The following is an 11,416-nucleotide window of genomic DNA, read 5'->3' on the forward strand; positions in this document are numbered from 1 at the left end:
GACACTCACGGGGGTCTGGTGCCGACTCCAGCGAGATCTACAGCAGCCCGGCCGCGCGGGCCCACCGGTACTTCGCGCCCAGTACCGCGACGGGCTTCTCCGTGGTGTACGGATAGGCCACGATCCGCCTGTCGTACAGGTATTCGCAGGCGCGCTCCACTTCGACGTCTCCGGCGAGTGAGGCCACGACGGGCTTGTCGATTCCCTTTGCCCTGGCTTCCTCCACCACTCGCGCCGTCAGCTCGGCAAACACCATAGGCGGCGTGACGATGGTGTGCCAGTACCCGAGGATCAAGGAATGGATACGGGGATCCTCGAGTCCGAGCCGGATCGTCGCCTCGTAGGTCGACGGCGGCTCGCCTCCGGTGATGTCAATGGGGTTTCCGGCCGCGCCGAACGGCGGGATGAACTTGCGGAAGGCCTCGTCGAGGTCCGGCGGGATGTCCATCAGGGACAGTCCCTCATTGACCACCGAGTCTGATAGAAGCACCCCGGATCCACCAGCACCGGTGATGATCACGACGTTCTCGCCTTGCGGCGTAGGCAGAAGCGGCACACCCCGGGCGTACTCGAGCATGTCGTTCAGGCCGTACGCGCGGATCACGCCCGCCTGCTTGAGGATGTCGTCGTACACCTTGTCGTCACCGGCGAGCGCGCCGGTGTGCGAGCTGGCCGCACGCGCACCCATCGCGGTACGACCGGCTTTCAGCACGATGATCGGCTTCTTGGTGACCGTGCGCTGGGCGGCCTCGACGAACGCACGCCCGTCCTTCAGGTCCTCCAGGTGCATCGCGACGACGTTGGTGTTGTCGTCCTGACCGAAGTAGGTGAGCAGGTCGTCCTCGTCCACATCGGCTTTGTTGCCCAGGCCGACGATCGCCGACACACCCATCTTGGTCGACCGCGCGAAACCCAGAATGGCCATACCGATGCCGCCGCTCTGCGACGACAACGCCACGCCGCCCTTCACGTCATACGGCGTGCAGAAAGTCGCGCACAGGTTCTGCGGTGTGTAGTAGTAGCCGTAGATGTTCGGCCCGAGCATCCGGATTCCGCGCCGCTGCGCGATCTCGACGATCTCGTCCTGCAGTTCGTGATTCCCGGTCTCGGCGAAGCCGGACGGAATCAGCACCGCGGCGGGAATGCCTTTGTCGCCGCACTCCTCCAGCGCCGCGGGTACGAACTTCGCGGGGATGGCGAAGACGGCGACATCGACCTCGCCCGGGATGTCCTTGACAGACGCGTACGCCTTCTTGCCGAGGATTTCGTCGGCCTTGGGGTTGATGGGGAAGATGCCGCCCTGGTAGCCGCCGTTGATGAGGTTGCGCATCACCGAGTTGCCGATCTTGCCCTCCTGGTCGGAGGCGCCGATCACGGCAACGGCCTTCGGGTTCATCAACCGGGTCATCACGCGCAGGATCTCCTCCTGCGGGATGCGCCTTTTCTCCTCGACCGGCCCCGCCTGCAGGATGATCCGCACGTCCGCGGCGACCGCGCCGTCCTTGGAGGCGAACACCGGGTTCAGGTCGAACTCGGCGATCTCCGGGAAGTCGGTGACCAGTTCGGACACCCGCCTGATCACGTCGGCGAGCGTGTCGGCGTCCACCGGGTCGGCGCCGCGCGCGCCCTTGAGCACATCGGCCGCGGCGATACCGTCCAACATGGACAGTGCCTGGCCCTGGTCGAGCGGGGCCAGCCGGAAGGTGATGTCCTTGAGCACCTCCACGAGCACGCCGCCGAGACCGAACGCGACCACCTTGCCGAAGGTCGGGTCGGTGGTGGCGCCGATGATGACCTCCTGGCCACCGCCGACCATCTGCTGCACCTGCACGCCCTCGATGTGCGCGGAGGCGTTGTAGGCCTTGGCGTTGGCGACGATCCTGTCGAAGCCGGCCGATACGTCGTCCGAAGTGGACACGCCGACCAGCACGCCACCGGCCTCGGTCTTGTGCAGGATGTCCGGCGAGACGATCTTCAGCACCACCGGGAAGCCGATCTTCTCCGCCAGTGCCACCGCTTCCTCAGCGGTGGCGGCCAGGCCCTCGCCCGGGGTCGGGATGCCGTAGGCGTCGCACACGCGCTTGCCCTCGGGCGCGGTCAGCGCCTCCCGGCCCTCGGCCCGCACCTTGTCGAGGATCTCCCGGACGGTCTCGGCGTCGTAGCTCATGCTCGCTCCCAGCCGCGCTGGGCGTCGTTGCATGAGCTCGGCACTGTATTGAATGATGCCCTCGCAAGCTCGGTCATAGCCCTAGATCACTCCGTTCGCGGCGAGCTCGTCCAGCTCCGCCTCGGCGACGCCCAGTTCCTGGACGTAGATATCCTTGTTGTGCTCACCCAGCAGCGGCGAGCGCTCGACCTTCGCGGGCGAGTCGGACAGCTTGATCGGCATGCCGACGGTGGTGAACGTGCCCCGTTGCGGGTGCGGCACGTCGACGACCATGTCGTTGGCGCGCAACGACTCGTCGGCGATGATCTCCTCGGTGGACAGAATCGGCCCACAAGGGATGTTGTGCTTGTTCAGCATCGCCAGCACGTCGTACTTGCTGTGGCTGACCGACCACTCCTCGATCAGCTGGAACATCTTGTCCAGCTTGTCCAGCCGCGCCTCCGGGGTGGCCCACTCGGGGTCCTCGGTCAGGTCCTCGCGGCCGATCAGCTTGGTGATCGGTTCCCAGCCGACGGGTTGCACGATCACGTAGACGTAGTCGTTCGGCCCGCCGGGCGCGCACTTGACCGCCCAGCCCGGCTGACCGCCGCCGGAAGCGTTGCCGGAGCGCGGAACCGTGGAACCGAATTCCTTGTTCGGGTACTCCTTCAACGGACCGTGCGCCAGCCGCTGCTGGTCGCGCAGCTTGACCCGGCACAGGTTGAGCACCGAGTGCTGCATCGCGACGGTCACCCGCTGGCCGCGGCCGGTGTGCTCGCGCTGGAACAGCGCGGCGAGAATGCCGGCCACGGCGTGCATCCCGGTGCCGGAGTCACCGATCTGCGCGCCCGTGGCCAGCGGCGGGCCCTCTTCGAAGCCGGTGGTGCTCATCGAGCCGCCCATGGCCTGAGCAACGACTTCGTACGCCTTGTAGTGCGTGTAAGGACCTTCGCCGAAACCCTTGATGGAGGCGTAGATGAGCCTGGGGTTCAGCTCCTGCAGGCGCTCCCACGGGAAGCCCATCCGGTCCACCGCGCCGGGGCCGAAGTTCTCCACCATGACGTCGAACTTGCCGATCATGTCGACGAACAGCTGCTTGCCGCGCTCGCTCTTCATGTTCAGCGTGATGGACCGCTTGTTGCAGTTGAGCATCGTGAAGTAGAGGCTGTCGGCGTCCGGCAGGTCCCGCAGCTGCTTGCGGGTGATGTCGCCGGTCGGCGACTCCACCTTGACCACGTCCGCACCCAGCCATGCCAGGATCTGGGTGGCGGAGGGCCCGGACTGGACGTGGGTGAAGTCCAGGACGCGCACGCCTTCCAGTGCTTTGCCCATCAGAAGCCCTCCTACTTGTACATGGTCTGGTTCATCGTTCCGGGGGCGTAGACCTCCGGGTCGACCCAGACGTTGATCAGCGACGGCTTGCCGGACTCGCGGGCGCGCAGCAGGGCGGGCCCGATGTCTCCTGCGTCACGCACTTCCTCGCCATAGCCACCGAGCATCCGGGCGAACTCGTCGTAGCGGACGTCGCCGAGGGTGTTGCCGATGCGGCCGCGCGGGGCGCCGTACTTCTGGATCTGCCCGTAGCGGATCTGGTTCATCGAGGAGTTGTTGCCGACGATGCCGACGAACGGCAGGTTGAACCGGACCAGGGTCTCGAAGTCCCAGCCGGTCAGCGAGAAGGCGCCGTCGCCGAACAGGGCCACGACCTCCTTGTCCGGGCGGGCGTACTTCGCGGCCAGGACAAAGGGAACGCCGACGCCGAGTGTCCCGAGTGGACCCGGGTCCATCCAGTGGCCGGGCGACTTGGGCTGCACGACCTGGCCGGAGAAGGTGACGATGTCGCCGCCGTCGCCGATGTAGATGGAGTCCTCGGTGAGGAACTCGTTGATCTCGTGCACCAGCCGGTACGGGTCGATCGGGCTGGCGTCCGACAGCTGGCGCGGCAGGCGCTTCTGGAACGCCGCGTCCTCGACCGCGCGCAGCTCCTCCAGCCAGGACTTGCGGTTGGCGGCGCCGTTGGAGACGCGGCCCGAGGCGGCCTGGGTGACGGCCGCAAGCACCGCGCCGGCGTCGCCGACGATGCCCAGGTCGATGTCCCGGTTCTTGCCGACCGTGCGGTAGTCCAGGTCGATCTGGACGACCGTGGCGGTGGGCGAAAGCCGCTTGCCGTAACCCATCCGGAAGTCGAACGGGGTGCCGACGATGATGATCAGGTCGGCGTTCTGGAACGCGTAGCGGCGGGCCAGCTGCAGGTGGTGCGGGTCGCCCGGGGGCAGCGTGCCGCGGCCGGAGCCGTTCATGAACGCGGGGATGTTCAGCGAGCGGACGAACTCGATGGCGTCGTCGCTGCCGCGCGTGGTCCAGACCTGGCTGCCCAGCAGCACACACGGCTTCTCGGACCGCACGATGAGGTCCGCCAGCCGCTCGATGTCCGCCGGGTCGCCGATGGACCGGGTCGAGGCGCGGTAGCGGCCGGCCTCGGGGATGCGGGCCTTGGACAGCGGCACCTTCGCGTCGAGGATGTCGCGCGGGATCTCCAGGAACGACGGCCCGGGCGCACCGGCGACGCTCTCCCGGAAGGCCATCGACACCAGGTCGGCGACGCGCTCGGTGTGCGGCACCGTCGCGGCGAACTTGGTGATCGGGGTCATCATGTCGACGTGCGGGAGGTCCTGCAGCGAGCCCATCTTGTGCTGGCTCAGCGCCCCCTGGCCGCCGATCAGCAGCATCGGGCTCTCCGCGCGCAGCGCGTTGGCCACGCCGGTCACCGCGTCGGTGGTGCCCGGGCCGGCCGTGACGACCGCGCAGCCGGGCTTGCCGGTGATGCGGGCGTAGCCGTCGGCCGCGTGCGCCGCGACCTGCTCGTGGCGTACGTCGACGACCTCGATGCCCTCGTCCACGCAGCCGTCGTAGATGTCGATGATGTGCCCGCCGCAGAGCGTGAAGATGACGTCCACGCCTTCGGCCTTGAGCGCCTTCGCCACGAGGTGACCACCTGAGATCACCTCGGGCTCAGCGGCACCGTTCGATGCGGCGTTCTCGGGCACCGTCTGGGCCGTTTGTGCCATGTGTGGTCATCTCCTCGGTTCGAATCCGCTGGTTACCGCACTGCATAATGCCATCTCGCATACTGCATACCGTATGTACTTCATAGTGGACCTGTTCCTGTCTCTTTGTCCAGAGCCCCTGGTCCTCAGTCGCGCCAGTCGTAGCCGCGCCAGCGCTCCACCAGCGTGGCCACCCGCGCGACCGCGTCGGCCGGCGCCATGCCCCGGCCCACAGCGACTCCCACCAGGTAAAAGGTCAAGGGCGCGGCCGCACCGCAGACGTCCCGCGCCACGTGCCGGGCGACGGCGAGCATGCTCGCCGCGTCCAGTTCCTCCGGCCGGACGCCAAGATCAGCCGCGACCAGGTCGGTCCACTCCTCGATGACCTTCACGTCCGCTGTCCCTTCAGCCGTCGTTGGCTGGCGTCGAGTCGCTCGGTCACCCCCTGGGCGTCCAGCAGTTCCAGCAGTGGCACAGCCACTCGACGACTTGTCTTCAGCGCGGTCCGCACCTGCGAGACGGTGAACAGCTCGGGCAGGTCCCGCAGGGCCGCCTTGGCCAGGTCCACCGCGTCCGGGCGGAGATAGACCCCATCCGCCAGACGCATGAGTTGTCCCCGGGCGACGGCGGCGTTGAGCCGCTTGGGAGTCAGGCCGAGCTCGGACAGGCGGGGCTGTTCCGGGGCGGCGAACGGGTCGAGCGCCAGCTCCTCGGACAACGTCTCCAGCGCGTCCTTCGGGCCCAGCACGAGCCGTCCGGCCAGCATCCGGATGCCCAGGCCGCGCGAGGCCCGGGCCAGCGGTTCGACCAGGCGCCGGTCCGGCAGCGCAAGTGCTTGTGCCGCCTCGGGTTTGGGCATCGCAGGGTCGTCGGGGTGGGTGGCCGCGTAGTCCTTCACCGCGTCCAGCAGGGCGCTGCGCAGCTTCTGGAACCGGTCCGGGTCGAACAGCCACTCCCCCACCGCGGGCGCGCGCGGGACCGTGCAGCCCATCGCGATCAGGTCGCCCTTGCGGACCATCCCGCGGCGGCGCAGCTCGGTCATGCCGTCGGTGGTGATGTCGCGTTTGGACAGTTCCACGGCGCGTTCCACCACTGCCCCATCGCGTTGCAGGTCCGGCGGGAGGATGTCGAGCACCGTCACGCCCGCAACCACCTGGTGGCGCGCGGGGTCGTGCAGGAGTCCGTAGTCGCCGATCCGCAGCGGCAACGGCGATTGCAGGCTCAGCCGGGCCACATTCGGGCCCAGGTACTGGACTCGCGCGGGGATCGCCGCGGACCCGATGTGCAGCACCAGTTCCCGCGCGGGCATCCCGGTGCGGTCGAGCATGTTCAGCCGTACGTCCAGGACGGACACGAACCGCCAGTTGCCCGCGGTGACCAGGGCCTGGCCGGGGCGGACGCGGCGCGGGTTGATGCCGTTGAGGTTCACCGCGACCCGCCCGGCGCCGGCGACCTCGGCCGTGGCCTGGCCGAGCCAGCGCAACGACTGGACCTGCACGCGGCGGCCGGTCGGGGCAACCACGAGCTCGTCGCCGGTATGCAATGTACCGACCGGGAGGGTGCCGGTGACGCCGTCGCCGTCGGCCTCGTCGATCCACAGCCGGACCGCGCCGGTGGGGTCGGGTAACGGCATCTGGTCGGCGAGCCGGTCCAGCGCGGCTCGCAGGTCCTCGATCCCTTGGCCGGTCACCGAACTGACCGTGACCTGCTCGGCCTCGGCGAGATCCGTCCCGGCTAAGTGGACGCGAGCCCTGCGCAACGCGGGCAGCGGGTCGGCCAGGTCGCAGCGGGTGATCACCAGCAGGCCCTTCTTGATGCCCAAGGCCTGCAGCGCCGCCAGGTGTTCACTCGACTGTGGCATCCAGCCGGCATCCGCGGCCACCACGAAGAGCACCGCTGTGACCGGGCAGAGCCCGGCCAGCGTCGTCGCGGCGGGCATGTCCACGAACTCGACCCGGCGCCCGGAGGGAAGGGCGGTCCAGGACGACCCCAGCAGTGGCGGCATTCCGGTGAGCCGTTGAACCAGTGTCGACTTGCCGTGGTCGGCATGGCCGGCCGTGGCCATCACCCACATCGGGCGCGCTCGTACAGCGAACCAGGCATCTCACATGCCTCCTCGACACCGTTGACCGAAGGTCTTCATACGGTATACTGAATACACTATCGACGCAAGAACGGAGCCGCCCGTGAGAGTTGCTGTTCTTGGCGCCGGTGCTATCGGCGCGTATGTCGGAGCCGGACTCCATCGTGCTGGAGTCGAGGTTCATCTGATCGCCCGCGGTGCTCATCTGCAGGCGATCCGTTCGTCCGGGCTCAAGGTACTCAGTCCCCGAGGGGACTTCGAGGTGACCCCGCACGCGACCGACAATCCTGAGGAAGTGGGGCCGGTCGACCACGTCTTCCTCGGTCTGAAGGCCAACCAGTACGCAGCGGCGGGGTCCATGGTCGCGCCGCTGCTGCATGAGACCACCACGCTCATCACGGCTCAGAACGGCATTCCTTACTGGTATTTCCACGGGTTGCCCGGGCCGTACGAGGGACACCGAATCCAGAGTGTGGATCCGGACGGCGCGGTCAGCGAGGCGCTGCCTGTGGAACGTGCCGTCGGCTGCGTGGTCTACGCGGCGACCGAGATCGAGGAGCCGGGCGTGATCCGGCACCTGGAGGGCACGCGGTTCTCCATCGGGGAGCCGGATGGGACGATGTCGTCGCGGTGCAAGGAGTTCTCCGACGCGATGGTCGCCGGCGGGTTGAAGTGCCCGGTGGAGGCGGATCTGCGCAACGACATCTGGATCAAGCTGATGGGCAATATCGCGTTCAACCCGATCAGCGCCTTGTCCCGGGCCACCATGGCTTCGATCTGCAAGCATGACGCCGCACGCCAGTTGGTGGTGCGGATGATGAGCGAGACGCTGGAGGTGGCGGGCCGGGTCGGGTCGCGTCCGGAGATCTCCATCGAGCGCCGGCTGGCCGGCGCCGAGCGTGCCGGTGACCACAAGACGTCCACTCTCCAGGATCTGGAGAAGGGCAAGCCCCTTGAGCTGGACGTGATCATCAAGGCAGTGGTGGAGCTGGCCGATCTGACCGGCGCCGAGGTGCCCACGTTGCGCGCGATCGCCGCCGTGGCCGACCTGTTGAACGAGCAGCTGATCGCCGCATGACCTTCGGTTGATGTTGCTGTACTGACCTGGGCGCACAGGATCCCTCGCCGAGTGCGAGGAACTCAGGCACGATCTGTCCACAATGGAGAACGGGTTGGCCGGGACGTTCCGGATCGGAGCGATCCCGACCACCCTGACGGTCGCGCCACTGGGAAGAGCCCGGACATTTCCCCTATACGAGGAAACATACTCCTCCACACACACGTCGGCTCTTGACCCACGCCCTACGCAGCAGCGGGAAGCGGTCTTCGGAACGAGTTGGTCCGAGGCTGTTGACGAGGGTCGACATAAGCAGGTGGGACGAAGACCGGGCGGTTGTTGAGGACTTGGACTGTCCAGTCGCTGTTGTGATCAGCCGGTGGTGGTGCGGACAAAGCAGCACGAGGTTGTCGATGTGGGTCACGCCGTTGTCAGCCCAGTGCTGAATGTGGTGGGCGTCGCAGACACTCGCAGGCTTCGCACACCCAGGAAACGCACACCCCTCGTCCCGCAAGACCAACCCGCGCCGGATGTGTGCCGGAGTGCTGTGGGCGCCCACGGCGATGTCGAGGGGTTCAAGGGCATGTCCGGGCAGTTGGCGGCACGCTTGAGGATCCCGGCGATCCCGTAGCGAAACACCTGAGTCTGCCGTGCGGGTTCAGGGTCGACCGGTGGCGGGCCGTCGGGATCGACCATGGCACGCACACGCAAGCCGAACCGCGCCAACGCGTTGGGGTCGTCCTCGGCAGCCTGTTCCAGCATCACCGACTCAGCCAGCACACGCTTCTCCAGCTCGAGACTCGGCAAATCGACGCGGAATCCGTAGCACATGCACCAACAACGCAGCGGTGCTGGAGTACCCCGATTCGTACCAATACCGCCGTTGTCCATGTGCGACACGACTTCCACCAGCCGCGCATGCAACTGCCAGACCTGAGCCGCGATCCCCTGAGCCAGCGACACCTTCTCGATATCGCTGAACTGCCAAACGCGATCACGAGAGCCCTCAACACCGGCCAGCTCGCGGTCTACGCAGGCGATGTCTGCTACCCGCAATCAACCCCGCAGACCGCGAACAATGCCCCACCACGGACCCTGCGCATCTCAGGCTCGTCACTCTCCGCACAAGCCCGCTAGCAGCGGGAACCCGCGAAATCCTGGAAGCCCGGTTCACCGACGAGTACCGGATCGACGACGGCGGCAAGCCCGCAGGCCCGGGAGCGCACTCTTACTCCGCCTGGAAACAACGTTTACCCCGGCCCGGAAACGGCTATCCGCCAACGTGGCCGAGAACCTGCTGGAGAACCGGTACCGCCTGGGTGCGGTGGTGGGCCGGGGTGGCGTGGCCGAGGTGCGCCGGGCGTGGGATGTCCGCCTGCAGCGCCCTGTGGCGATCAAGCTGTTCCAGTCGTACTCCGACGATATCGCCCGCAAACGCTTCACCGAGGAGGCCAAGACCCTGGCCTGCCTGTCCCATCCGGGTCTGGTCACGGTCTACGACACTGGTGTCACCGAGGACGGAGCACCGTTCCTGATCTTGCACCTGGTCGACGGTCCCACGCTCAAGCAGCGCATTCCCTTGCCCGAGGAGGAGGTCCGCCAGATCGGCGCGCAGCTCGCGGACACCCTCGCCTACGTGCACGAACACGGGATCACCCACCGGGACGTGAAGCCGTCGAACATCCTGCTGGACGCGGACGACACGCCGTACCTCGCCGATTTCGGTATCGCGAAACAGAACGACGCCACCGCGATGACCGCGACCGGCGAGGTGGTCGGCACTCTCAGCTACCTGGCGCCCGAGCAGGTCCGCGGCGACGAGGAGATCGGCCACCCCGTCGACATCTACGCGCTGGGCTTGGTGCTGCTGGAATGCCTGACCGGCAAACGGGAGTACGGCGGCCCGGATGTCGAGGCCGCGCTGGCCCGGCTCAACCGCCCGGTGAACGTGCCCGAGCACGTGTCTCCCGAGATGGGCGTGTTGCTGCGGATGATGACCGCGCTGCCACCGAAACGCCGCCCCACCGCCCAGCGCTGTGCCGAGCTTCTGCGCGACCCCAGCCAGATCCTGCCTGCCGAGAAGCCGACGCTGCGTGGCGCCGAGCCGGTGCTCATCCCGGAGGTCGACACCGAGCCGATCCTGGAGCCCCTCCCGGAACCACCGCGGAGACGTAAGGCGGCGGTCGCCGCCCTCGCCCTGGTCGCGGCCGGGTCGGTCGCCCTGGCTCTCGCGAAGACCCACCAGCCGCCCGATTCCGCTCCCACGCAGCAGCCTCCCTCAGCAACCTCTCCGGCACCCTCCTCACCGGCCGCCACACCGGTTCAGCAGCCACCAGCCCAGGTCGACTCAACGTCCACAGTGGTCAAGACGACGACAGCCCAGCAGCCGCAACAACAGCAGCACGGCAACCGGGGCAAGGGCTCTTCGAAGAAGACCAGCAAGAAGCAGGACGAGGACTAAAGACGGTACCCGTAAGTGAAACCGTCGGGCTCCGAGCCCAGCTCGACGAACCCGATGTGCCGGTAGAACCCGATGGCCCGCTCGTTCTGCCGCCACACCTGCAGATGAACCCCTGGTGAACCCTGCTCCCGCAAGGCGTCGAACAAAGTGTGCATGATCTTCCCGCCCATGCCCTGACCCTGTAGCCGCGGGAGCAGGTTGATGTGCAGGTGGGACGGGAACTCCGCCAGCAACGCCGAGTCCGCGACGTGCGGCTGGTGGAACCCCTGGATCATCGCGTGGTCGGCCCGGTCCGCCGGCCCCGGCGACGGATACCGCTCCCGCAGCGCCGGCCACCATTCCCGCTCCAGCAACGCCTCGAACGCGCGGCTGTCCCGAGCACCCACCGCGTACCCGGCGACCCCCTCGTCATCCTCGACGACGAACGCCAGCGAAGGCTCGAAAACCGCGTACGGGCCGACGAAGATATGCCCCACGACCTCGGGATCGTCGTACTGGCTCGTGGCGTCCTCCCCCGCGTCGGCGGTCCGCAGGCAGATCTCGTACAGCGCGTCCCTGTCGTCCGGCCGGGCAGCCCTGATGTGACTCACCAGGTCAACCTACATAAGGCGCCGACGCGGGG

The 11,416-nt window shown here is 67.6% G+C and carries 10 protein-coding genes; 2 read left to right on the forward strand and 8 right to left on the reverse strand.

Annotated elements, in window-relative coordinates:
* Positions 1-37: 37 nt before the first annotated feature.
* The 5 genes from AB0J95_RS34510 to AB0J95_RS34530 all read right to left on the reverse strand — a co-directional run bounded on the left by AB0J95_RS34510 (position 38) and on the right by AB0J95_RS34530 (position 7,258).
* Positions 38-2,167 (reverse strand): acetate--CoA ligase family protein, encoded by a 2,130-nt coding sequence (locus AB0J95_RS34510; RefSeq protein ID WP_364767539.1) that lies wholly within the window; start codon positions 2,165-2,167, stop codon positions 38-40.
* Between the two features lie 81 nt (positions 2,168-2,248).
* Positions 2,249-3,478: a formyl-CoA transferase gene (frc, locus tag AB0J95_RS34515; protein ID WP_364767542.1), complete on the reverse strand. Its 1,230-nt coding sequence runs from the start codon at positions 3,476-3,478 to the stop codon at positions 2,249-2,251.
* An 11-nt stretch (positions 3,479-3,489) separates the two neighbouring features.
* Positions 3,490-5,214 carry a thiamine pyrophosphate-binding protein gene (locus tag AB0J95_RS34520; RefSeq protein ID WP_364767544.1) on the reverse strand — a complete coding sequence of 575 codons (1,725 nt, stop codon included), beginning with the start codon at positions 5,212-5,214 and terminating at the stop codon, positions 3,490-3,492.
* A 125-nt stretch (positions 5,215-5,339) separates the two neighbouring features.
* Positions 5,340-5,585: a DUF6457 domain-containing protein gene (locus AB0J95_RS34525; protein WP_364767547.1), complete on the reverse strand. Its 246-nt coding sequence runs from the start codon at positions 5,583-5,585 to the stop codon at positions 5,340-5,342.
* Positions 5,582-7,258, reverse strand: a complete 1,677-nt coding sequence (locus tag AB0J95_RS34530; RefSeq protein WP_364767550.1) for a SelB C-terminal domain-containing protein — start codon at positions 7,256-7,258, stop codon at positions 5,582-5,584. The genes AB0J95_RS34525 and AB0J95_RS34530 overlap by 4 nt, the downstream gene beginning before the upstream one ends.
* Positions 7,259-7,379: 121 nt before the next feature.
* Between AB0J95_RS34530 and AB0J95_RS34535 the strand changes: the two genes are divergently transcribed.
* Positions 7,380-8,354, forward strand: a complete 975-nt coding sequence (locus tag AB0J95_RS34535; RefSeq protein WP_364767552.1) for a 2-dehydropantoate 2-reductase — start codon at positions 7,380-7,382, stop codon at positions 8,352-8,354.
* 172 nt (positions 8,355-8,526) lie between these two features.
* Here AB0J95_RS34535 and AB0J95_RS34540 read toward each other — a convergent pair whose 3' ends face one another.
* Together AB0J95_RS34540 and AB0J95_RS34545 are read right to left on the reverse strand one after the other, a co-directional pair.
* Positions 8,527-8,853, reverse strand: coding sequence for an HNH endonuclease signature motif containing protein (locus tag AB0J95_RS34540; RefSeq protein ID WP_364767555.1), 327 nt, complete (start codon positions 8,851-8,853; stop codon positions 8,527-8,529).
* The gene (locus tag AB0J95_RS34545; protein WP_364767814.1) at positions 8,754-9,389 is read right to left on the reverse strand and encodes a hypothetical protein; all 636 of its coding nucleotides are present in this window, start codon (positions 9,387-9,389) and stop codon (positions 8,754-8,756) included. The genes AB0J95_RS34540 and AB0J95_RS34545 overlap by 100 nt, the downstream gene beginning before the upstream one ends.
* A gap of 226 nt (positions 9,390-9,615) precedes the next feature.
* Here AB0J95_RS34545 and AB0J95_RS34550 point away from each other — a divergent pair, with 226 nt between their 5' ends.
* Positions 9,616-10,794: a serine/threonine-protein kinase gene (locus tag AB0J95_RS34550; RefSeq protein ID WP_364767558.1), complete on the forward strand. Its 1,179-nt coding sequence runs from the start codon at positions 9,616-9,618 to the stop codon at positions 10,792-10,794.
* Here AB0J95_RS34550 and AB0J95_RS34555 read toward each other — a convergent pair.
* A complete protein-coding gene (locus AB0J95_RS34555; protein ID WP_364767561.1) occupies positions 10,791-11,384 on the reverse strand; it encodes a GNAT family N-acetyltransferase in 594 nt (197 codons plus the stop codon). The two genes, AB0J95_RS34550 and AB0J95_RS34555, sit on opposite strands and share 4 nt — an antisense overlap.
* Positions 11,385-11,416 lie beyond the last annotated feature (32 nt).

Source organism: Actinocrispum sp. NPDC049592, assembly GCF_040675465.1.
GTDB lineage: Bacteria > Actinomycetota > Actinomycetes > Mycobacteriales > Pseudonocardiaceae > Kibdelosporangium.

Coding starts and splice junctions, on each gene's coding strand:
- AB0J95_RS34530 (WP_364767550.1), bottom strand. CDS start 7,258: ATGGCCACGGCCGGCCATGCCGACCACGGCAAGTCGACACTGGTTCAA.
- frc (WP_364767542.1), bottom strand. CDS start 3,478: ATGGGCAAAGCACTGGAAGGCGTGCGCGTCCTGGACTTCACCCACGTC.
- AB0J95_RS34510 (WP_364767539.1), bottom strand. CDS start 2,167: ATGAGCTACGACGCCGAGACCGTCCGGGAGATCCTCGACAAGGTGCGG.
- AB0J95_RS34520 (WP_364767544.1), bottom strand. CDS start 5,214: ATGGCACAAACGGCCCAGACGGTGCCCGAGAACGCCGCATCGAACGGT.